Consider the following 22,749-nt stretch of genomic DNA (forward strand, 5'->3'; position numbering starts at 1 on the left):
AGAGTGAAATTTTATGAGCTTGAATCCTAGAGACGTCGTGATTGTCGACTTCGGTCGTACTCCGATGGGCCGCTCCAAAGGCGGCATGCACCGCAACACCCGCGCTGAAGACATGTCGGCGCACCTGATCAGCAAACTGCTGGAACGCAACGTCAAGGTCGATCCGAGCGAAGTCGAGGACGTGATCTGGGGCTGCGTCAACCAGACCCTGGAGCAGGGCTGGAACATCGCCCGCATGGCGTCCCTGATGACGCAGATCCCGCACACCGCTGCCGGCCAGACCGTCAGCCGCCTGTGTGGCTCGTCGATGAGTGCGCTGCACACTGCCGCGCAAGCAATCATGACCGGCAACGGTGACGTATTTGTCGTCGGCGGCGTCGAGCATATGGGTCACGTGAGCATGATGCACGGTGTCGATCCGAACCCGCACATGTCGCTGTACGCGGCCAAAGCCTCGGGCATGATGGGCCTGACCGCGGAAATGCTGGGCAAGATGCACGGCATTACCCGTGAGCAGCAGGATGCCTTCGGCGTGCGCTCCCACCAACTCGCCCACAAGGCGACCGTGGAAGGCAAGTTCAAGGACGAAATCATCCCGATGCAGGGCTACGACGAGAACGGTTTCCTGAAACTGTTCGACTACGACGAAACCATTCGTCCGGAAACCACCCTGGAAAGCCTGGCGGCTCTGAAGCCAGCGTTCAATCCAAAGGGCGGCACCGTGACCGCCGGTACTTCGTCGCAGATCACCGATGGTGCTTCGTGCATGATCGTGATGTCGGCGCAGCGTGCCCAGGACCTGGGTATCCAGCCAATGGCGGTGATCCGTTCGATGGCAGTGGCGGGTGTGGATCCGGCGATCATGGGCTATGGTCCAGTACCGGCGACACAAAAAGCACTGAAGCGCGCGGGTCTGAGCATCTCCGACATCGACTTCTTCGAACTCAACGAAGCTTTCGCTGCACAGGCCCTGCCGGTGCTGAAAGATTTGAAAGTGCTCGACAAGATGAACGAGAAGGTTAACCTGCACGGCGGCGCGATCGCCCTGGGTCACCCATTCGGTTGTTCCGGTGCGCGTATCTCCGGCACCCTGCTCAATGTCATGAAGCAGAATGGCGGCACCTTCGGTGTATCGACCATGTGCATTGGCCTCGGCCAGGGCATTGCCACCGTCTTCGAACGCGTTTAAGCGTTGCGTTGACGGAAGCCGGGGCCAAGTGCCCCGGTTTTTGTTTTTCTGAAGATTTTTTTGTTTTTTATTTCGACGTATTTGAACGAGGCCCAGAGCATGCCGATCCAACCCGGGCTCTACCAGCATTACAAAGGTCCGCAGTACCGTGTTTTCAACGTTGCACGGCACTCCGAAACCGAAGAAGAAGTGGTCTTCTACCAAGCCCTGTATGGCGATTACGGCTTTTGGGTGCGCCCTTTGAGCATGTTCCTGGAGTCGGTCGAAGTTGACGGCGAGCAGGTCCCGCGCTTTGCTTTGGTGCAGGCCGAACCCAGCCTTTTTTCCCGGCTATAAGCGCAAGTCGCGCAGAACCCTGCGCTTGACCTCACCTTGTTGCCACTATATATAGCGGTGCCGCGTCAGGCGCCAACCGCCTTTCACTTCTCGAATTCAGGAATTTTCTGATCCATGGGCAAATCGCTGGTCATTGTGGAATCCCCGGCTAAGGCCAAGACCATCAACAAGTATCTGGGCAACCAATACGTGGTGAAGTCGAGTATCGGCCATATCCGAGACCTGCCCACCAGCGGTTCGGCTAGCGCCAGCAAAGAGCCAGCCGCCAAGCGCGGCAAGGCCGCTGCTGGTGAAGTGCCGGCGCTGTCGCCTAAGGAAAAAGCGCGCAAGCAACTGGTTGCGCGCATGGGTGTCGATCCGGACCACGGCTGGAAAGCCAAGTACGAGATCCTCCCGGGCAAGGAAAAGGTCATCGAAGAACTGCGTCGGCTCGCCAAGGACGCCGACACCATCTATCTCGCAACGGACTTGGACCGCGAAGGGGAAGCCATTGCCTGGCACCTGCGCGAAGCCATCGGTGGGGATGACAGCCGCTACAAGCGCGTGGTGTTCAACGAAATCACCAAGAAGGCGATCCAGGAAGCCTTCTCCCAGCCAGGCGAGCTGGATATCGATCGGGTCAACGCCCAGCAAGCGCGGCGCTTCCTCGATCGCGTAGTGGGCTACATGGTCTCGCCGCTGCTGTGGTCGAAGATCGCCCGTGGCTTGTCGGCCGGCCGTGTCCAGTCGGTTGCCGTGAAGCTGGTGGTGGAGCGTGAGCGCGAGATTCGTGCGTTCAACCCCGAAGAGTACTGGGAAGTCCACGCTGACCTCGGCACCGCCAAGGGCGCCAACGTGCGTTTTGAAGTGGCCCGTGAAAACGGCGAAGCCTTCAAGCCGCTCAACGAAGCCCAGGCCATGGCGGCCCTGGAAAAGCTCAAGTCGTCCAGCTACACCATTGCCAAGCGTGAAGACAAACCGACCAGCAGCAAACCGTCGGCCCCGTTCATCACCTCCACCCTGCAGCAGGCCGCCAGTAACCGCCTGGGCTTCGGTGTGAAGAAAACCATGATGATGGCCCAGCGCTTGTACGAAGCCGGCTACATCACTTATATGCGTACCGACTCGACCAACCTCTCGGCCGATGCCGTGGCGATGGCGCGCACTTATATCGAAGGCGAGTTCGGCGGCAAGTACCTGCCGGAAACCCCGAATGTCTACAGCAGCAAGGAAGGCGCCCAGGAGGCTCACGAAGCGATTCGTCCTTCCGACGTGAATACCGATCCAAGCAAGCTGTCGGGCATGGAACGTGACGCTGAGCGTCTCTACGAGCTGATCTGGCGCCAATTCGTCGCCTGCCAGATGCTGCCGGCCAAATACCTGTCGACCACCGTCAGCGTCGCTGCCAGTGGCTTCGAGCTGCGTGCCAAGGGCCGTATCCTGAAGTTCGACGGCTATACCCGCGTGATGCCGCAAATGGCCAAGCCGGGCGACGATGATGTGCTGCCGGACATGGCCCAGGGCGATGTGCTGAAGCTGATCAAGCTTGATCCCAGCCAGCACTTCACCAAGCCGCCGGCGCGCTACTCGGAAGCGAGCCTGGTCAAGGAAATGGAAAAACGCGGTATCGGTCGTCCGTCGACCTATGCGGCAATCATTTCGACCATCCAGGACCGTGGCTACGTCGCGCTGCACAACCGTCGTTTCTATTCGGAAAAAATGGGTGACATCGTCACCGAGCGTCTGTCCGAGAGCTTCTCCAACCTCATGGACTACGGCTTTACCGCCGGCATGGAAGAGAACCTCGATGACGTCGCCCAGGGCGAGCGTGACTGGAAAAGCGTGCTGGACGAGTTCTACGGCGACTTCAAGAAGAAGCTCGAAGTGGCCGAGAGTCCGGAGCACGGCATGCGGGCCAACCAGCCGGTAATGACCGATATCCCGTGCGTGACCTGCGGTCGCCCGATGCAGATCCGTACCGCGTCGACCGGCGTGTTCCTCGGATGCTCGGGCTACAGCCTGCCGCCGAAAGAACGCTGCAAGGCCACCGTCAACCTGGTGCCGGGCGATGAAATCGCCGCGGACGACGAGGGCGAGTCGGAGTCCCTGGTGCTGCGTGGCAAGCACCGTTGCCCGATCTGCAGCACCGCGATGGATGCTTACCTGCTGGATGAGAAGCGCAAGCTGCACATCTGCGGGAACAACCCCGATTGCGATGGCTACGAGATCGAGCAGGGCAGCTACCGGATCAAGGGCTACGAAGGCCCGAGCCTGGAATGCGATAAGTGTGGCAGCGAAATGCAGCTCAAGACCGGCCGTTTCGGCAAGTTCTTCGGTTGCACCAACGCCACCTGCAAGAACACCCGCAAACTGCTGAAAAGCGGTGACGCGGCGCCACCGAAGATGGACCCGGTGAAGATGCCCGAGCTCAAGTGCGAGAAGGTCAACGACACCTACATCCTGCGCGACGGTGCTTCCGGCCTGTTCCTGGCGGCCAGCCAGTTCCCGAAAAACCGCGAGACCCGTGCCCCGCTGGTGATCGAGATCGTGCCCCACAAGGACGAGATCGATCCCAAGTACCACTTCCTCTGTGAAGCGCCGAAGAAGGATCCGGATGGCCTGCCAGCCGTGATTCGCTACAGCCGCAAGACCAAGGAGCAGTACGTGCAGACCGAAGTCGAGGGCAAGCCTACCGGTTGGAAGGCCTTCTACGACGGCGGCAAATGGGTGGTTGAAGACAAGCGCGTAGCCAAGTAAGCCGGCAGCGCGTTACAAGCAGGCCGCATGCCTACCCTTGGGTGAGCATGCGGCCTTTGTTTTGGGCTTGCGGATGCCTTGTCTGATCCGTGACACTGTCAGGCCAGCATTACGCGTCCTATTTCGTTGTGGAGACTGCCGTCATGGCCTTTGAGCTCTATACCCGCACCAACCAGAAAATCTACTTCGCCGGCTTGTCGCTAGAGGCCCTGGCCCGAGCGGAAGACGGGAGGGCGATGAACTCCCCGGCGCTGATCCAGGCCGGGCGCGAGTCAGCGCTGTTTCACTTGTACGGCGCGTTGCTGGGGCTGTGCCATGAGATCGCCGGGTTCTACCGCCTGCCGCAGGCCAATGCACCTCGGGCGGAGCTCTTGCTGACCCCTGAGGTGCTCGAGACCCTGGCCATCCCAGAGCTGGCGGAAATGGTCGAGCTGGCCCGCAATCGTGAAACCTGGCTGGCCAAGCTGTTGGCGGCCCACACCGCGCTTTTTCAGCCGCCTCGTGCACCGCACAAGCCCAAGGGCGACGTGACGCAACCGCTGATCGTGGCGGTGAGTCTCGATGAGGAGCCTGAAGCGGAGCTGAGCAGGGAAGAACTGGAAAGCTGGCGCCAGAACCTCAAGAGCCTGGCACTGCGTTTCCGTGAAGGCTTGAACGAGTGCTGAAACATCCCGCAGGAAGCTGAGCAGCAAGGGTCAGGGATGATCTCAAACAATGGTTTCGGTTACATGCTGTCGGTCAAGATCCTGAGCGAAGCATCACCGATGCCTATATAATCCCCGCCTTTCGTGGAGAACAGACCTTTATGCCAACGTCCTTTCTAGAAATTGTCGAACTGCCAGACGGCCGAATTGAACTGCGCAGGGCTGAGGACGAGGGTTCCCTGGTGACGCTGGACTTCTCGGAAGATGCCAAGGCGTTCCTGCAAGGCCAGCACGTTGAAGTCGCCAAGGCGATGTTGAGCGTGGGTGTGCAGATGGCTGGGCGCCTGGTTGAAGGCGATTTTGAAAAGGAAGAGGGACCGCGGATTCTGCATTGATTCCGTCTGTCGGCTTTTTTCGTAAGTATCCTTACAGATCTTCGTTACAGATTGGCTTCTCTGCCCTGGAGAAGCCCTGCGTCTAACGCGTGCGCCCTGGCTGCTACTTAGCCCAATCGAATATTCAGACTTTGTGCATCGCCGATACGTGCGGCGCCGATCAACTGTTGCCGCGCGCTGCTGTTCAGCGGGTTCAGCCAGCTGACAACGGTGTGGCTGCGGCCCAGGCGCAGGGCTTCGCAGGCCAGTTGCTGGGCGCTTTGCGTGCCGCGTGGGTGGAGCAGGAGAATGCGCTCGCGGTTCAGGCCTGCATCGCGCAGCCAGGCTTGGGTCAGGCTGGCTGGAGGGGCGATAAGGGTCAGCCAGCGGGCGTCCTGGTCCTGGCTCAACTCCCTGAGGATCGGCGCCAGGAGGCTCAGGCAGTTCCCGGCCGCACCACGTAGAGACAGCTCGCTGAATGCTTCAGGTTCGGCGCTCCAGGGCGCCTCGACCACGTCTTTGAGGATCGGCGCCAGTGGCTGGGCCATGAACGCTTCGAACAACGGCAGTTGGGCGGGCTGTGGTGTGTGTGGGAACTGCATAACGCCTCCTTTATCGGCGAATGACGCCGACACTCAAGCCTTCGATCACCAGGTCCTGATCTTTCAGGTTCACTTCGATCGGGGCGAACTCGGGGTTTTCGGCCATCAGCCAGACCTTGCTGCCATCACGCTTGAAGCGTTTGACGGTGACTTCATCGCCAATGCGTGCGACGACAATCTGGCCGTTGCGGGCCTCGCGAGTGGTGTGGACGGCCAGCAGGTCGCCGTCGAGTATCCCGACGTCCTTCATGCTCATGCCGTGTACGCGCAACAGGTAGTCGGCGCGCGGATGAAAGAAGGCCGGGTTGATGTTGCAGGACTCTTCGATGTGCTGCTGGGCGAGGATTGGTGCACCGGCGGCGACCCGGCCAATGATCGGCAGGGTGGATTCGTCGGCCTTGGCCTCGAAACCAGGAATACGAATACCGCGCGATGCGCCGGGGGTCATTTCGATAGCGCCCTTGCGGGCCAGGGCCTTGAGGTGTTCTTCCGCCGCATTGGGCGATTTGAAACCGAGCTCCAAGGCGATTTCCGCGCGGGTTGGCGGATAACCGTTGTCTTCGAGGCAACGTTTGATAAAAGCCAGAATCTCAGCTTGGCGTGGCGTCAGTTTTAGCATCTCGATCGCTCTGTCTTTTTATACAGTGACTGGGATTATATACAGTGGAATGATCTTGGCAATCCTCCTTTTTGCGGTGACCGCCGGACGGTCGGCCGGCAGTTCGCTGCTGCCGGTGTTGTAGGACTGGCTACAGCCAGCAGCTTGTATGGTTAAATAGCTGACTGAGCATTCCCAAAACGGACGGGCAGACTTGACAATACACAGGCTGAAACGTATGTTTCAAACAAGTGTTTGTCAGGCGGAGTAGCCATGGCCCAGTCGGAAACCGTAGAACGCATTCTCGATGCTGCCGAGCAGTTGTTCGCGGAAAAAGGTTTTGCCGAAACTTCATTGCGGTTGATCACCAGCAAGGCCGGGGTCAACCTGGCTGCGGTGAACTATCATTTCGGCTCCAAGAAGGCCTTGATCCAGGCAGTCTTCTCGCGTTTTCTCGGGCCGTTCTGCACCAGCCTCGATCGTGAGCTGGAGCGGCGTTCCGCCAAGCCGGACAACAAGCCGAGCCTGGAAGAACTGCTGGAAATCCTCGTCGAACAAGCCCTGGTGGTCCAGCCACGCAGCGGCAATGACCTGTCGATCTTCATGCGCTTGCTCGGCCTGGCCTTCAGCCAGAGCCAGGGGCACTTGCGGCGTTACCTGGAAGATATGTACGGCAAGGTGTTCCGCCGCTACATGACGCTGGTCAACGAAGCCGCCCCGCGTATTCCGCCTATCGAGCTGTTCTGGCGGGTGCACTTCATGCTGGGGGCCGCGGCGTTCAGCATGTCCGGGATCAAGGCCCTGCGTGCGATCGCCGAGACCGATTTCGGCGTCAATACCTCGATCGAACAGGTGATGCGCCTGATGGTGCCGTTCCTGGCCGCAGGTATGCGCGCCGAAACCGGCGTCACCGACGCCAGCATGGCTGCCGCGCAACTGCGCCCACGCAGCAAGTCGGTACCGGCCGCCGCCAAGGTTTAGCCGCGTATGGCTGGGCGCGGCAGCGGACATCCGCTAAGCTAGCCGCCCATGCCGACTGCCGTTTCAACCCTGTCCCCTGTTTCCCCGACCGCGCTCATTTTGCCGGGCATCGCCTGTGGCGCCGAAGCTGCGTGGCTGCGTTGGGCTCGGGACTTTCAAGACGCGCCGCGCGCGCATTTCCAGATCAAGGAATTTTTATGACTGCTGGCCTGCAAGGCTCGTTGATGGTGGACGTCGCCGGTACCTGGCTGACGGCTGAAGATCGCCAACTGTTGCGTCAGCCCGAGGTGGGTGGCCTGATCATTTTTGCCCGCAATATCGAGCATCCACGCCAGGTGCGCGAGTTGAGCGCGTCGATCCGCGCCGTGCGCCCCGACTTGTTGCTGGCAGTGGATCAGGAGGGTGGTCGGGTGCAGCGTCTGCGCCAGGGTTTTGTCCGGCTACCAGCGATGCGGGCGATTGCCGATAACCCGAACGCCGAGTACCTGGCCGAGCAGTGTGGCTGGATCATGGCTACCGAAGTGCTGGCCGTGGGCCTGGACCTGAGCTTTGCCCCGGTGCTGGACCTGGACTATCAGCGCAGTGCGGTGGTCGGCACGCGCTCCTTCGAGGGTGATCCCGAGCGCGCGGCGTTGCTCGCCGGCGCGTTCATGCGTGGCATGAACCAGGCTGGCATGGCCGCCACCGGCAAGCACTTCCCGGGGCATGGCTGGGCCGAGGCGGATTCCCACGTGGCGATCCCTAATGATGAGCGCAGCCTGGAGCAGATCCGCGCCCACGACCTGGTGCCGTTCGCCCGTTTGAGCAAGCAACTGGCGGCGGTGATGCCGGCCCACGTCATTTACCCGCAGGTCGACTCGCAGCCCGCAGGTTTCTCGCGGCGCTGGCTGCAAGACATCCTGCGTGGCGAGTTGCAGTTTGATGGGGTGATTTTCAGTGATGACCTGTCGATGGCTGGAGCTCACGTGGTGGGAGATGCCGCCAGTCGCATCGAGGCGGCGCTGACTGCCGGTTGCGATATGGGTCTGGTATGCAATGACCGGGCAGCGGCCGAGCTGGCACTGACAGCAGCGCAACGCTTGAAGGTTAGGCCGTCTGCGCGTATCGCGCGGATGCGTGGCCAGGCGTTCGCCAGCACCGACTATCGCCAGGACCCGCGCTGGTTGGCGGCCTTGGGTGCGCTCAGGGATGCGCAGTTGATCGATTGAGGGCTTGGTTGCGCTTACCGAGTTGAACCCATCGCGGGCACCCGCTTGCGGCTTGCTCGCGATGGCGATCTGTCAGGCTCTGCTAGACCTTCGACTTGTCCGGCAGCGGCGCAAACAGGGCGTCAATGTCGTCGCTCTGCAGCTTCCAGTCACCCGTGGTGCGGCCGTCCAGCACGCCGGCGGCGAGGTCGGATTTTTCCTTTTGCAGATGCTGGATTTTCTCCTCGACCGTGCCGCGGGCGATCATCTTGTAGACGAACACGGGTTTCTCCTGGCCGATCCGGTACGCGCGGTCCGTGGCCTGGTTCTCGGTAGCCGGGTTCCACCATGGGTCGTAGTGAATCACGGTGTCGGCTTCGGTCAGGTTCAGGCCCACGCCACCAGCCTTGAGGCTGATCAGAAAGATCTGATGCTTGCCGCTCTGAAAATCCTTCACCGGGCTGCGCCGATCCCGAGTCTGCCCGGTCAGCAGCGCGTAGGCGATACCGCGTTTTTCCAACTCCTGCTCGATCAGCGAGAGCATTGAGGTGAACTGGGAAAACAGCAGGATCTTGCGCCCCTCCTCGAACAGCTCCTCAAGCATCTCCATCAGGCTGTCCAGCTTGCCCGAAGTGCTGCCGCGGGTGGGTAGGGCGGCTTCATTGACCAGGCGTAGATCGCAGCACACCTGGCGCAACTTGAGCAGTGCCTCGAGAATGATGATCTGGCTGCGGGCCACGCCTTTGCGGGTGATTTCGTCGCGGACTTTCTTGTCCATCGCCAGGCGCATGGTTTCATAAACGTCGCGCTGGGCCTCGTTGAGGTCGACCCAGTGGATGATTTCGGTTTTTGGCGGCAGCTCGGTGGCCACCTGTTCCTTGGTGCGACGCAGCAGGAAGGGTTTGATCCGGCCATTGAGGTGCTGCAGGCGGACGTCGCTGGCGCGCTTTTCAATTGGCACGCGGTAGTCGCGGTTGAAGCTTTTGACATCCCCCAGCCAACCGGGCAGCAGGAAGTGGAACAGTGACCACAGTTCGCCCAGGTGGTTTTCCAGGGGCGTGCCACTGAGGCACAGGCGCTGCCGGGCAGTCAGCTCGCGAGCCGCTTGCGCCGCCTTGCTGGTGGGGTTCTTGATGTATTGCGCTTCGTCGAGCACCAGGATGTGCAGGGGTTGCTGGGCCAGGCGCTCGACATCCTTGGGCAGCAGCGCATAAGTGGTGAGGATCAGGTCGTAGTCGGCCAGGTGATCGAAGTGTTTTTTGCGCGCGGCGCCATACAGTGCCAGGACCTTGAGCTGGGGCGCGAAGTGCGCGGCTTCGTCGAGCCAGTTGGGAATCAGGCTGGTGGGCATCACCACCATGCACGGCCGGTCGAGGCGCCCGGCGTTTTTCTCGGTCAGTACGTGGGCCAGGGTCTGCAGGGTTTTGCCCAGCCCCATGTCGTCCGCCAGGATCCCGCCGACTTCCAGTTCCCGCAGCGATTGCATCCAGCTCAGGCCTTCCAGCTGATAGGGGCGCAGCGTCGCGTTGAGACCGACCGGGGGCTCGGCGCTGTAGTCCTTGATGTCTCGCAGGCGCTGGGCGAAGGAGCGGATGTGCTCGCCGCCTTCCCATAGCAGTGGCAGGTCTTCCAGTGGATTGAGGCGCGTGGCGTCGGCGCTGCTCAAGCGCAGGCTGGTTTCGCCGGGTTCTTGCAGATAGAACTCGCCCAGGGTCGCCAGTACCGGCTTCAAGCGGCCGAACGGCAGGGCCACTTGGAGCGGGCCCTGCTCGGAGTTGGGGCGGTGGGGAATGTTCACCAGGATCAGTTCGTCGTCACGGCGCCGGGCCAGGCGTTCCGGGTTGAGGATTTCGGTATGCGAGCGCATCAGGTTCAGCAGGATCGGCAGCAGGCTCAGGCGCTCGCCGTTGACGATGATCCCTAGCTCGAGGTCGAACCAGTCGCGCTCCGGCGCCTCATCGACCGTGGCGTACCAGTCGTCGACGGTGGTCAGGTCGAAACCGAAGTCCTCGTCGATCTCCAGCTCCCAGCCTTGGCTGCGCAGCTTGGGCAGCTCATTGAGGGTGAAGGTCAGCCAGGCGCTGTCATTGACCATCTCATAGAGTTCGCCGGCACTTTCCGGCAGGGCCTTGCTTTGCCGGGTCGCGACCTTGAAGCCGAGGATACGCAACTGCTCGCGGTAGGTCTTTTCCACTTCCGGCTGGCGTTTGATGCGCAGGGTCTGGTGTTCCTGGCGGATCAGCACGTCGTTGTTTTTCTGCCCGCTGACGTACTCGTCCAGGTAGCTGAATGAGAGTGCCGCGCGGTGCTGGATGTAGCGCTGCATCTTGCCATTGCGTGGCTCGAAGGCGCTGAACTCGACGCTGGCCAGCCACAGGCGTGGCAGTGGTTGCACATTGTCCAGCACCTGCTGTGGCAACGGCGCGGGCGCGCGGTTCTCCAATACGGCCTGGAGTTTTTCCAGGAGCAGGGCGTCCTTGGCGGCGGCCGGGTACTCCAGGGTGTCCTGGACTTTGAGCAGCACCGCGGCGCAGTGCTTGCAGTTGACCCGTACCGGGCAACTGCAGGTGGCTTCCACCAGCAGCAAGGTGCTTTTGGCTGATTCGCGCAGGGTGATGGTCTGGCGGTAGACATTGCCGCCAGAGCCTTCGCAACTGGCGGTGATGGTGCTGTCGCCGGCTTCGACGATCCTGACGCGGTTCTCCAGGGCGTAGCGACGGCCGCGCTCCAGGCTCTGTTCCTTGAATCGACTGACCCAGGAAGGGGCCAGGGGTTTGCTCAGGCTCGGGGACATAGGGACTTCAATCAGTCCGGTACGACATCAGGCGCTTGTTGCGGGGCCGGTGCCGTCAGCGAGGTGATCTTGATCAGCAGGCCCAGGTGGCCGTTGTCGAGAAAGTTCAGTTGGCCATTTTTGGTGTGGCTTTCCTGTTGCAGGCGTTCGCTGGCGCTGACCAGTCCATCGCTGCTGAACTGATTGACCCAGAAGCTGGCGTTGACGTCGGTAAACCGACCCAGCTTGAGATCCAGCGTGCCCTCGATCGGGAAGTGCCCGTATTGCTCTTCGCCGTCGCTGATCGCCACTTTGCTCGAGGTCTCGCCGAGGTTCTGCTGCCAGGTTTTATGCAGCAGCACGCTGTAGTCGGCACTGGTGCCAAGCTTTTCCACTTCGGCGTTGAGGGCCGGAGTGCGTAGGCTGTCGGCGCTGATCGACTGTGCCCCGGCGGCCCAGTCCTCCGGCGCGGCGCGGCTGGCCACGGCGGGTACGGCGTTCTGGCGCACCAGGATCATTTCTACCTGATACAGGCTGTCGGCAAATGCCGTCGGGGCGAGCAGCGTGAGCAACAGGCTCAGTGAGCGAAACAGGCGCATGTGGCGTCCTTCAAGCAGTTTTCGGGATGAGGCGCTCAAGCAGCGCCTCTACGGTGTTGAAGCGCTCTTCCGGGCGCTCCATCGGCACCTGGAACTTGAACATCGTGGCGCCTTCGAATTTGTAGCGTTTGGGCTGGCTCTGGATCAGCTTGATCAGGGTCAGCGGGTCGACCGGCGTTTGCGAGTCGAACTCGATACGGCCACCCTGGGGGCCGCCATCGATCTTCTTGATCCCCAGTTGTTCGGCCTGCAGTTTCAGCGCGGTGATGCGCACCAGGTTCTTGGTCGGCTCCGGGAGCAGGCCGAAGCGGTCGATCATCTCCACTTGCAGGTCCTTGAGGCCTTCCTCGTCGGTAGCCGAGGCAATACGTTTGTACAGGATCAGGCGCGCGTGCACGTCCGGCAGGTAGTCCTCGGGGATCAGGGCCGGTACCCGCAGGTTGACCTCCGGACCGCCACCCAAGGGCTGGTCGAGGTTCGGTTGCTCGCCCTTGCGGATCGACTTCACGGCCCGTTCGAGCATTTCCATGTACAGGGTGAAGCCGACGGCCTGGATCTGCCCGCTCTGGCCGTCGCCCAGCAATTCGCCGGCGCCACGGATTTCCAGGTCGTTGGTGGCCAGCACAAAACCGGCGCCGAGGTCCTGGGTATTGGCGATGGCTTCCAGGCGTTTTTCCGCGTCCGTGGTGATTTGCTGGCGCGGCGGTGTCAGCAGGTAGGCGTAGGCCTGGTGGTGACTACGTCCGACGCGGCCGCGTAATTGGTGCAACTGCGCCAGACCGAACTTGTCGGCCCGCTCGATGATGATGGTGTTGGCGCTCGGCACGTCGATGCCGGTCTCGATGATGGTCGAGGCAATCAGCACGTTGAAGCGCTTGTGGTAGAAGTCGCTCATCACCTGTTCGAGTTCGCGTTCACGCATCTGCCCGTGGCCGATGCCGATCCGTGCTTCCGGCACCAGTTCGGCGAGGTCGGCGGCGCATTTCTCGATGGTCTTGACATCGTTGTGCAGGTAGTAGACCTGGCCGCCGCGCAGCAGCTCGCGGAGCAAGGCTTCTTTGACCGTGCTCTTGTTCTGCTCCATGACGAAGGTGCGTACCGACAGGCGTCGCGCCGGTGGCGTGGCGATGATCGACAGGTCGCGCATGCCCGACACTGCCATGTTCAGCGTGCGCGGAATCGGCGTGGCGGTCAGGGTCAGGATGTCGACTTCGCTGCGCAGGGCCTTGAGTTGTTCTTTCTGCCGTACGCCAAAGCGGTGCTCTTCGTCGATGATCACCAGCCCGAGGTTTTTGATCTTGACGTCGTCCTGCAGCAGCTTGTGGGTGCCGATGACGATGTCGATCTTGCCCTCGGCCAGGTCGGCCACTGCGGCATTGACCTCCTTGGTCGACTTGAAACGGCTCATCACCTCAACGGTCACCGGCCAGTCGGCGAAGCGATCGCGAAAGCTGTTGTAGTGCTGCTGGGCGAGGAGGGTGGTCGGCACCAGGATCGCCACCTGGCGACCGCCGTGCACGGCGATGAAGGCGGCGCGCATCGCCACTTCGGTCTTGCCGAAGCCGACATCGCCGCAGACCAGGCGATCCATCGGCTTGGGGGCGAGCATGTCGGCGCGCACGGCGTCGATGGTGGTTTGCTGGTCCGGGGTTTCTTCGAACGGGAAGCCGGCGCTGAAGGTTGCGTAGTCGGCTTTCGGGTCGGCGAACGCATAACCTTCGCGGGCGGCGCGACGGGCATAGATGTCGAGCAGCTCGGCGGCGACGTCGCGCACCTGTTCGGCGGCTTTGCGCTTGGCTTTCTGCCAGGTTTCGGAGCCCAGGCGATGCAACGGGGCCAGGGCGTCGTCGCTGCCGGTGTAGCGGGCGATCAGGTGCAGGTTGGCCACCGGCACATACAACTTGGCGCCCTCGGCGTATTCAAGGGTGAGGAATTCGGCGGCCTGGTTTTCGATCTCCAGGGTTGCCAGGCCCAGGTAGCGGCCGACCCCATGGTCGATGTGCACCACCGGCGCGCCTTCACGCAGCTCGGTGAGGTTCTTGATCACCGCGTCGTTGTTGCCGTCGGCGCGTTTCTCCCGGCGCCGACGCTGCATCACGCGCTGACCGAACAGCGGGCTTTCGGCAATCAGGGCCAGGGCCGGGTCGTCCAGTAACAGGCCTTCGTCGAGTGGGGCGATGGTGATCGCCAAGCGTTCTTTGCCAGCGACGAAGTCCGGCCAACTGTTGACGGTTTTCGGCCGCAGCTTCAGGCGTTCCAGCAACTCCAGCAGTACCTCGCGGCGCCCCGCCGATTCAGCGGTGAACAGCACGCGGCCGGGGAACTGGTCGAGGAAACCGGCCAGGGCTTCCAGTGGCTGGTTGGCTTTGGCTTCGATCGCCAGGTTAGGCAGCGCCTGGGCCGGGAAGCGCTCGCGGCCGACCCCGGTTTCGACATCCTGTTGGCTGGCCACCACGCGCGGCCAGTTTTTCAGGCGGGCAAAACAGTCTTCCACCGGCAGGAACAGTTCGGCAGGCGGCAATAAAGGTCGCGCAGGATCGACGCGGCGCTCTTCGTAGCGATTGCGCACGTCGTTCCAGAAATTCTCCGCAGCCTGTTCGATGCCTGGAAGGGAGAACACCTGGGTGTCCTGCGGCAGGTAGTCGAACAGGGTCGAGGTTTCGTCGAAGAACAGCGGCAGGTAGTACTCGATACCGGCCGGGGTGATCCCGCTGCTCAGGTCCTGGAAGATCGGGCAGCGCCGGAAGTCGACATCGAAGCGTTCACGAAAGCGGGCCTTGAAGCGCGTGACTGCATCTTTCTGCAGCGGAAACTCGCGGGCCGGCAGCAGCTTGACCGATTCGACCTTGTCGATGGAGCGCTGGTTTTCCGGATCGAAGGTGCGCAGGGTCTCGATTTCGTCATCGAACAGATCGATGCGATAGGGCAGTTTGCTGCCCATCGGGAACAGGTCGATGAGCGAGCCGCGCACAGTGAATTCGCCATGTTCGTACACGGTGTCGACGTAGCGATAGCCGGTGGCTTCCAGGCGGGTGCGCATTTGCTCGACGTCGAGCTTCTGGCCGATATCCAGCACCAGGCTGCTGCCCAGCAGGAACTTGGTCGGCGCCAGGCGATGCAGGGCGGTGGTGATCGGCACCACCAGCACGCCATGGCTCAGCTCGGGCAGGCGATAGAGGCTGGCGATGCGCTGGGAAATGATGTCCTGGTGCGGGGAAAACAGATCGTAGGGCAGGGTTTCCCAGTCAGGGAAATGCAGCACCGGCAAATCGGGGGCGAAGAAACTCAGCTCCTGTTCCAGCCTCTCAGCGCTTTGGCTGTCGGCGGTCAGTAGCAGGGTAAAGCGCTTGGCAGCGCTGGCGGCCTCGGCAATGGCCAGGCTCAGGGCAGCACCGGGCAGATTGCCCCAGTGCTGTTTACCTGCCGCGGCAGGGAGAAGCGGTAGACGCAGAACGGGCACGGAAGGTTGAGCTCCAAGCGTTGCGACAAAGTCGGTAATTGTAACGGTCCCGGGTGCCGCCTGTCAGTTGCAGACTGTGTCTATTACACAGGTTGGGCGAAATGTAGTGGTAATCACAAAATCCAGCGCTTTTTTAGTGATTATGTAGTGACAAAAGGAGCGAGTGTTACGGAGGGTTACAGACAAGACAGCGCTGTCTATGAAAAATGGGGTGTGCTGCAGGCCACGGTTTTACTGGGCTTCAGCGGGGTCGATTTTTTTTCAGGGGAAAATTGTTACTGTCTGCACGACAAGCGCGCATTGCTACGGGAGGGAGTCGGCGGCATAATGTAGCCCCTTTTTTCTGCCCCTACATGTGGAAGGTTACCGTGACTCAGAAGCCCGACCAGTGTCTTGGTGAATGGATCGACCGTGAAGCACTCGCAGAAGCGATGATTCCGCTGATCGGCCAGCTCTACCGCAATAACAACGTGGTGAGCTCGATCTATGGCCGCAGTCTGATCAACCAGTCTGTCATCGCGATTCTCAAAGCTCACCGCTTTGCTCGCCACCGTTCTTCCGACGACAGCGAACTCTCCGTCCACGAAACATTCCCACTGCTTAAAGCCATGAGCGAGCTCAAGCTCGGCGCGGCTTCGGTAGACCTGGGCAAGTTGGCGTTCAAATTCCGCAACGAAGGCAATGGCCGCAGCGCCGAGCAGTTCGTACGTGAAGAAATGGCTGACGTGGTTGGCCAGCAAAACGCTTCGGCCCGCAAAGGCACCGACGTTGTCCTGTACGGCTTCGGTCGCATCGGCCGTCTGCTGGCCCGCATCCTGATCGAAAAAACCGGTGGTGGCGACGGCCTGCGTCTGCGCGCCATCGTGGTGCGCAAAGGCGCCGAAAACGATCTGGTGAAACGCGCCAGCCTGCTGCGTCGCGATTCGGTCCATGGTTCGTTCAACGGCACCATTACCATCGACGAAGAAAACAACACCATCACCGCCAACGGTAACCTGATCCAGGTTATCTACGCCAAGAACCCAACTGAGGTGGACTACACCCAGTACGGCATCAAAGACGCGCTGCTGGTGGACAACACCGGTGTATGGCGTGACGCCGATGGCCTGGGTCAGCACTTGGCGTGCCCGGGTATCGACCGCGTGGTCCTGACCGCGCCGGGCAAAGGCAAGCTGAAGAACATCGTTCACGGCATCAACCACGGTGAAATCACCGCTGACGACAAGATCGTGTCCGCCGCTTCCTGCACCACCAACGCCATCGTGCCGGTGCTCAAGGCAGTGAACGACAAGTTCGGCATCATCAACGGTCACGTTGAAACCGTTCACTCGTACACCAACGACCAGAACCTGATCGACAACTTCCACAAAGGCGATCGCCGTGGTCGTAGCGCTGCGTTGAACATGGTTATCACCGAGACCGGTGCTGCTACCGCCGCTGCCAAGGCCCTGCCTGAGCTGGCTGGCAAGCTGACCGGCAACGCGATCCGTGTACCGACGCCAAACGTGTCGATGGCCATTCTCAACCTGAACCTTGAGAAAGCCGCTACCCGTGAAGAGATGAACGAGTACCTGCGCTACATGGCGCTGCACTCCGATCTGCACAAGCAAATCGACTACGTCAACTCGCAGGAAGTGGTGTCCACTGACTTCGTTGGTTCGCGCCACGCCGGTGTGGTCGACGCTGAAGCCACCATCACCCAAGACAACCGCGTTGTGCTGTACGTTTGGTACGACAACGAATTCGGTTACAGCTGCCAGGTAGTTCGCGTGATGGAAGACATGGCCGGGGTCAACCCGCCAGCATTCCCGCGCTAAGCCTTAGCTGCAGATAAAAACGCCCCGACAGTGTCGGGGCGTTTTTGTTTGTGCGTGAGAGGCAAAATGCTAGGTTGGGCGACTTCCGCCCCGACAGAATACTGAGGACGACTTTGATGCGCCTGATCCGACTGCCCTGTACCGCCTTGCTTGCACTGGCCTGCGCCGCTTCTTTCGCGCCGCTCACCGTGGCGAGTACCGAGCGCCCGGCGATCGACGGTGTGGTGCAAGATGCTGCACAAACGCTGATGCAGCAGTACAACATTCCCGGGCTGGCTATTGGGCTGTCCGTAGGCGGCCAGCAGCGCTTCTACAATTTTGGCGTAGCTTCCAGGGACACGCAGCGCAAGGTCGGCAGCGACACGTTGTTCGAGATCGGTTCGATCAGCAAGACCTTCACCGCCACCCTGGCGACCTACGCACAAGTCAATGGCCAGCTCTCGCTCGCCGACCACCCGGGCAAGTACCTGCCACAACTGCTCGGCAGCCCGTTCGACCAGGTGTCGCTGCTGAACCTGGCGACCCATACCGCAGGCGGCTTCCCGTTGCAGGTGCCGGATCAAGTGCAGGACAAGCAACAGTTGCTGGAGTACTTCAAGGCCTGGCAGCCGTCCTATGCGCCAGGTACCCAGCGCACCTATGCCAATCCGAGTATTGGCGCGTTGGGCATGATTACCGCCATCAGCATGAACGTGCCGTACGCCCAGGCGCTGGAGGGTCAATTGTTTCCCGGACTGGGCATGACCAACAGCTACATCAACGTACCGCCGGGCAAGCAGGCGCTCTACGCCCAGGGCTACAACAAGCAGGACGCGCCCGTCCGGTTGAACTCCGGGGTGCTGGGTGATGAAGCCTATGGGGTGAAAACCTCTTCTGGCGATCTGCTGCGGTTTGTCGAAGCCAACCTGGGCGTAACCAAGGTCGCGGCAAACTTGCGCACCGCATTGCTGGAAACCCACAAGGGCTACTTCCAGGTGGGCGCCATGACCCAGGACCTGATCTGGGAGCAGTACGACTATCCCGTAGACCTCGAGACGCTGATCGAGGGTAATGGCGACAAGATGATCTACGACAGTCACGTCGTTAGCGCAATCAACCCGCCCCAGCCACCCAAGGCAGCTGCCTGGATCAACAAGACGGGATCGACGGGCGGGTTCTCGGCTTATGTGGCCTTTGTACCCGAGAAGAAGCTGGGCATTGTGGTGCTGGCGAACAAGAGTTATCCCAATGAAGCGCGGGTGCGCTTGGCGTATCGGATCTTCAGTGAGCTGGAGCGCTGAAGAAGATACGGCAGGGCGCCTTTGCTGTAGGGGCAAGGCTTGCCCGCGATGCCCTCAGCGTCGAATGCCATCGCGAGCGAGCTCGCTCCTACAAGGTAGGGCGTGATTGCGGGAGTTGTGCACATGTTGGGTAGGCAATGGAGCGGCTCGGCCGGATTGCTGCTGTTGATCGCGGCCCTGGCCGGCTGCGGCAGCGGCGACTCCCAGGAAAAATTTGGCGGGCCGACCATGGGTAGCAGTTACTCGATCCAGTACGTTCGCCATGCAGGCCTGCCCGGGCCGGCGCAGGTGCGCCAGCAGGTCGAGGCGATATTGACCGAGGTCGACCAACAACTGTCGACCTATCGCAGTGACTCCGACATCGAGCGCTTCAACGCGTTGCCGGCCAATAGCTGTCAGCCGATGCCGGCGGCAGTCCTGCAGTTGGTCCAGGTCGGTGAACAGTTTTCCCGCGCCAGCGAGGGGGCCTACGACCTGACGGTTGGGCCGCTGATGAATCTCTGGGGCTTCGGCCCGCAGGCGCGCACCGTGCAGGTCCCCAGTGAGCAAGCGCTGGCGCAGGTACGGCAGCGGGTCGGCTACCAGCACTTGCGGATCGACGCAGGGCAGCTGTGCAAGGACGCGGCGGTGGAGGTCGACTTCGACAGTATTGCTGCCGGCTACACCGTCGACCGGATAGCCGCCGCGTTGGGCAGCCTGGGCATCAGCAGCTATCTCGTCGAAGTCACCGGTGAGCTCAAGGCCGCCGGCATAAAGCTCGACGGCAACCCCTGGAAGATAGCCCTGGAAGAACCCCGTGACGACCAGCAGGTGGTGGAACGGATACTGGCGCTGGATGGTTATGGGGTCTCGACCTCGGGCGACTACCGCAACTATTTCGAGCAGGGTGGGCGGCGCTATTCCCACACCTTCGACGCCCGCAACGGGGCGCCAGTGCTGCATGACCTGGCAGCGGTTACGGTGGTTGCTCCGCAAACGCTGATGGCCGATGGCTGGTCGACCCTGTTGTTGATCCTCGGGCCGGAGCAGGGCCTTGCATACGCAGAAAAACACGCGATTGCGGCTTTTTTTGTGATGCGCACTGAGCGCGGTTTCGTCACACGTAGCAGTCAGGCTTTTATCCGCCTGAGCGGGGAAAAACCCCAATGAATCGGGCGCCGATCCCAAGCGCGGCTGGCGTTGTAGTGCAGGCAAAACTAGCCTACGACGCGACCAAGGGTTAATGTGCGCGGCGTTGACGCTTCTATAGACTGTTCCTGGGTTTTCGACTGACCCCAAATTGTTCCTTCATGCCGCATGGCCGGCATGATTTAGCCGCAGGTGCCAACGGGGCGCCGCGGCCTGTTCTGAGGAGTACGCATGGCTGTCTACAACTACGACGTGGTGGTGCTGGGTTCCGGCCCGGCAGGAGAAGGCGCGGCAATGAATGCCGCCAAGGCAGGGCGCAAGGTGGCGATGGTTGATAGTCGTCGCCAGGTCGGCGGCAACTGCACTCACCTGGGCACCATCCCGTCCAAGGCGTTGCGGCACTCGGTCCGGCAGATCATGCAGTTCAACACCAACCCGATGTTCCGGGCCATTGGTGAGCCGCGCTGGTTCTCGTTCCCGGACGTGCTGAAAAGCGCCGAGAAAGTCATCTCCAAGCAGGTTGCCTCGCGCACCGGCTACTACGCGCGCAATCGGATTGACGTGTTCTTCGGCACCGGCAGCTTTGCTGACGAGCAAACCATCGAAGTGGTCTGCGCCAACGGCGTGGTCGAAAAACTGGTGGCCAAGCACATCATCATCGCCACCGGCTCGCGTCCGTATCGCCCGGCCGATATCGATTTCCACCACCCGCGTATCTACGATAGCGACACCATCCTCAGCCTCGGTCACACCCCGCGTAAACTGATTGTCTACGGCGCCGGCGTGATCGGTTGTGAGTACGCCTCGATCTTCAGTGGCCTGGGTGTGCTGGTGGAACTGGTGGATAACCGTGGCCAGTTGCTGAGCTTCCTCGACTCGGAAATCTCCCAGGCCCTGAGCTACCACTTCAGCAACAACAACATCACCGTGCGCCACAACGAAGATTACGATCACGTTGAAGGCGTGGACAACGGGGTGATCCTGCACCTGAAGTCCGGCAAGAAGATCAAGGCCGATGCCTTGCTCTGGTGCAACGGCCGGACCGGTAACACCGATCAACTGGGTCTGGAAAACATCGGGGTCAAGGTCAACAGCCGTGGCCAGATCGAAGTCGACGAGAACTACCGCACCTGCGTCCAGAACATCTATGGCGCCGGCGATGTGATCGGCTGGCCGAGCCTGGCCAGTGCCGCCCATGACCAGGGTCGTTCGGCCGCTGGCAGCATTGTCGACAACGGCAGCTGGCGTTTCGTCAATGACGTCCCGACCGGGATCTACACCATTCCGGAGATCAGCTCGATCGGCAAGAACGAGCAGGAGCTGACCCAGGCCAAGGTGCCTTACGAAGTCGGCAAGGCGTTCTTCAAGAGCATGGCGCGGGCGCAGATCGCCGGCGAGCCACAAGGCATGCTGAAGATCCTGTTCCACCGCGAGACCCTGCAAGTGCTGGGCGTGCATTGCTTCGGTTATCAAGCGTCGGAGATCGTGCACATCGGCCAGGCGATCATGAACCAGCCGGGCGAATTGAACACCTTGAAGTACTTCGTCAACACCACGTTCAACTACCCGACCATGGCCGAAGCCTATCGGGTAGCTGCATACGATGGCCTCAACCGGCTTTTTTGAGCGGCTCCGGCCGGTGGCCTGAGCCGGCCGGGGAGACCGATTTCAGCAATTCTCGAGGGTGGCAGTGGCCAAACCGGGAAAGTCTGTAATCAGGCTGTCAACGCCGAAATCAGCGAGCCTGCGCATCAGCGCGGGTTCGTTGACGGTCCACACCGACACATGCAGGCCCTGACGCTGCGCCTTCTCCAGGCGTTCCGGCGTACACAGGGTCCAGTTCAGCGCCAGAATCTCACAGCCATAGCTTTGCGCGACCTTCAGCGGGTCGAGCCAGGCGTATTCGGCCACTAGCCCCCGGGATACATCCGGCACCAGGTCCAGGGCCGCCTTGAGCACTTCCCGCGAGCTTGAGGTGATGGTGACTTTGTCCAGCATGCCAAAACGCTGGGCCATTTCGCGAATCGCCAACACGGTGGTGGCGGCGCGGGTGCGTGAAGCGCTTTTGACTTCCAGTTGCCAGTGGTCGAAGTCGCACTGTTCGAACAGTTGCTCCAGGGTCGGGATCGGGCAGGGCTTGATCCAGCCCGGTCCGCCCTTGCGCGCGTCGTAGGTCACCAGGTCCGCCGCCTTGTGCTCGACGACCTTGCCGCGGCGGTCGGTGGTGCGCTTGAGCGTCGAGTCATGGATCACCATCAACTCGTTGTCCATGGACAGGTGCAGGTCCAGTTCGCAGCGACGCACGCCATGCTTGAGGCATTGCTGGAAGCTGCTCAGGGTGTTTTCCGGTGCTTCGCCTTTAGCGCCGCGGTGGCCGTAGATGAGGGTCACGGTGGTTCCTTAATTAGTTGCCGGATTCGGTGATTTCGCGCGCCAGGCGGCGTTCTTGGGCCTGTCTTTGCAGGATATAGCGTGCCAGCAGTTGGCGCTGGGCATCGCTCAAGTGTTGGAATTCGGTGCCGACGTCAAAACCGCCGTCCTTGGCATCGCAATGGGTGACTCGGGCGCGGACCAGCAGGCCCAGGGCCTGGGGCATCAGCACCAGTTTGATCGATAGGTGGCTGCCGGGGGCGAGCGGGGTGGCATGCTGGAAGTCGATGCCGCCTTCGGAAAGGATCACCGGTTGCGGTTCGCCGATCTGGCCGAGCACCGTCAACGCGACTACCTGGCTGAGCAGGTCGATACGTTTGTTCAGCACTTTCAGGTAGGCCGCGGTATTGCGATCGCGCTCGCTGATCTGGCGCAGCAGGTGCTGGGATTCGAATTCACTCAGGTGCAGTTCACTGAGCAGATTGAACAGTGGCGAAGCATCCTGCAACACTTCCTCCGCCGTGGCGGCAGGGCCTGTCAGGGTCTGAATTTCCAGTGCGATCCTGTCCTCGATACGGTAGTATTCGCGGCGATCTTCTTCATCTAATGTCGACATGGCGAACCCATGGTAGCGGCGGTGGTCTGAGTGTAAAGCTGGTTATCGACCCCCGCCAC

At 61.2% G+C, this 22,749-nt stretch carries 18 protein-coding genes; 11 read left to right on the forward strand and 7 right to left on the reverse strand.

The window, feature by feature from the left end:
- Window positions 1-13 precede the first annotated feature (13 nt).
- From fadA to ACM6IP_RS24690, 5 genes are all read left to right on the forward strand, one after another.
- Window positions 14-1,189 (forward strand): acetyl-CoA C-acyltransferase FadA, encoded by a 1,176-nt coding sequence (gene fadA, locus ACM6IP_RS24670; protein ID WP_095165331.1) that lies wholly within the window; start codon window positions 14-16, stop codon window positions 1,187-1,189.
- A gap of 99 nt (window positions 1,190-1,288) precedes the next feature.
- Complete coding sequence (locus tag ACM6IP_RS24675; RefSeq protein WP_414862450.1) at window positions 1,289-1,525, forward strand: DUF1653 domain-containing protein; 237 nt, start codon at window positions 1,289-1,291, stop codon at window positions 1,523-1,525.
- 114 nt (window positions 1,526-1,639) lie between these two features.
- The gene (gene topA / locus ACM6IP_RS24680; RefSeq protein WP_095165327.1) at window positions 1,640-4,261 is read left to right on the forward strand and encodes a type I DNA topoisomerase; all 2,622 of its coding nucleotides are present in this window, start codon (window positions 1,640-1,642) and stop codon (window positions 4,259-4,261) included.
- 143 nt (window positions 4,262-4,404) lie between these two features.
- Window positions 4,405-4,926 carry a DUF6586 family protein gene (locus tag ACM6IP_RS24685; RefSeq protein ID WP_095165326.1) on the forward strand — a complete coding sequence of 174 codons (522 nt, stop codon included), beginning with the start codon at window positions 4,405-4,407 and terminating at the stop codon, window positions 4,924-4,926.
- 140 nt (window positions 4,927-5,066) lie between these two features.
- Complete coding sequence (locus ACM6IP_RS24690; RefSeq protein ID WP_095165324.1) at window positions 5,067-5,300, forward strand: hypothetical protein; 234 nt, start codon at window positions 5,067-5,069, stop codon at window positions 5,298-5,300.
- 107 nt (window positions 5,301-5,407) lie between these two features.
- Here the strand turns inward: ACM6IP_RS24690 and sulA are convergent, their stop codons facing one another.
- The gene (gene sulA, locus ACM6IP_RS24695; RefSeq protein ID WP_159997039.1) at window positions 5,408-5,881 is read right to left on the reverse strand and encodes an SOS-induced cell division inhibitor SulA; all 474 of its coding nucleotides are present in this window, start codon (window positions 5,879-5,881) and stop codon (window positions 5,408-5,410) included.
- A gap of 10 nt (window positions 5,882-5,891) precedes the next feature.
- The gene (lexA, locus tag ACM6IP_RS24700) at window positions 5,892-6,500 is read right to left on the reverse strand and encodes a transcriptional repressor LexA (RefSeq protein WP_095165320.1); all 609 of its coding nucleotides are present in this window, start codon (window positions 6,498-6,500) and stop codon (window positions 5,892-5,894) included.
- Between the two features lie 252 nt (window positions 6,501-6,752).
- Here lexA and ACM6IP_RS24705 point away from each other — a divergent pair, with 252 nt between their 5' ends.
- Both ACM6IP_RS24705 and nagZ read left to right on the forward strand, forming a co-directional pair.
- Complete coding sequence (locus ACM6IP_RS24705) at window positions 6,753-7,460, forward strand: TetR/AcrR family transcriptional regulator (protein ID WP_320332661.1); 708 nt, start codon at window positions 6,753-6,755, stop codon at window positions 7,458-7,460.
- A gap of 197 nt (window positions 7,461-7,657) precedes the next feature.
- The gene (gene nagZ, locus ACM6IP_RS24710; protein ID WP_414862451.1) at window positions 7,658-8,668 is read left to right on the forward strand and encodes a beta-N-acetylhexosaminidase; all 1,011 of its coding nucleotides are present in this window, start codon (window positions 7,658-7,660) and stop codon (window positions 8,666-8,668) included.
- A gap of 82 nt (window positions 8,669-8,750) precedes the next feature.
- Here the strand turns inward: nagZ and ACM6IP_RS24715 are convergent, their stop codons facing one another.
- From ACM6IP_RS24715 to mfd, 3 genes are read right to left on the reverse strand one after another with little or no spacing between them, the layout of a single operon-like run.
- Complete coding sequence (locus ACM6IP_RS24715) at window positions 8,751-11,441, reverse strand: DEAD/DEAH box helicase (protein WP_414862452.1); 2,691 nt, start codon at window positions 11,439-11,441, stop codon at window positions 8,751-8,753.
- Between the two features lie 11 nt (window positions 11,442-11,452).
- Complete coding sequence (locus tag ACM6IP_RS24720; RefSeq protein ID WP_414862453.1) at window positions 11,453-12,019, reverse strand: CsiV family protein; 567 nt, start codon at window positions 12,017-12,019, stop codon at window positions 11,453-11,455.
- 10 nt (window positions 12,020-12,029) lie between these two features.
- Entirely contained in the window at window positions 12,030-15,479 is a 3,450-nt protein-coding gene (gene mfd / locus ACM6IP_RS24725) for a transcription-repair coupling factor (RefSeq protein ID WP_414862454.1), read from the reverse strand.
- A gap of 353 nt (window positions 15,480-15,832) precedes the next feature.
- Here mfd and ACM6IP_RS24730 point away from each other — a divergent pair, with 353 nt between their 5' ends.
- The 4 genes from ACM6IP_RS24730 (at window position 15,833) to sthA (ending at window position 21,330) form a co-directional block, all read left to right on the forward strand.
- Window positions 15,833-17,296, forward strand: coding sequence for a glyceraldehyde-3-phosphate dehydrogenase (locus ACM6IP_RS24730; RefSeq protein ID WP_095165314.1), 1,464 nt, complete (start codon window positions 15,833-15,835; stop codon window positions 17,294-17,296).
- Window positions 17,297-17,412: 116 nt separating this feature from the next.
- A complete protein-coding gene (ampC, locus tag ACM6IP_RS24735) occupies window positions 17,413-18,576 on the forward strand; it encodes a class C beta-lactamase (RefSeq protein WP_414862455.1) in 1,164 nt (387 codons plus the stop codon).
- 123 nt (window positions 18,577-18,699) lie between these two features.
- Entirely contained in the window at window positions 18,700-19,725 is a 1,026-nt protein-coding gene (locus tag ACM6IP_RS24740; protein WP_414862456.1) for an FAD:protein FMN transferase, read from the forward strand.
- Between the two features lie 210 nt (window positions 19,726-19,935).
- Window positions 19,936-21,330: a Si-specific NAD(P)(+) transhydrogenase gene (sthA, locus tag ACM6IP_RS24745; protein ID WP_095165311.1), complete on the forward strand. Its 1,395-nt coding sequence runs from the start codon at window positions 19,936-19,938 to the stop codon at window positions 21,328-21,330.
- 42 nt (window positions 21,331-21,372) lie between these two features.
- Here the strand turns inward: sthA and ACM6IP_RS24750 are convergent, their stop codons facing one another.
- Window positions 21,373-22,095 carry a glycerophosphodiester phosphodiesterase gene (locus ACM6IP_RS24750; protein ID WP_095165310.1) on the reverse strand — a complete coding sequence of 241 codons (723 nt, stop codon included), beginning with the start codon at window positions 22,093-22,095 and terminating at the stop codon, window positions 21,373-21,375.
- A gap of 13 nt (window positions 22,096-22,108) precedes the next feature.
- Window positions 22,109-22,690, reverse strand: coding sequence for a PilZ domain-containing protein (locus ACM6IP_RS24755; protein WP_095165309.1), 582 nt, complete (start codon window positions 22,688-22,690; stop codon window positions 22,109-22,111).
- Window positions 22,691-22,749: the final 59 nt, after the last annotated feature.

The sequence above is a fragment of the Pseudomonas sp. IT-P176 genome, from assembly GCF_949767245.1.
Lineage (GTDB): Bacteria > Pseudomonadota > Gammaproteobacteria > Pseudomonadales > Pseudomonadaceae > Aquipseudomonas.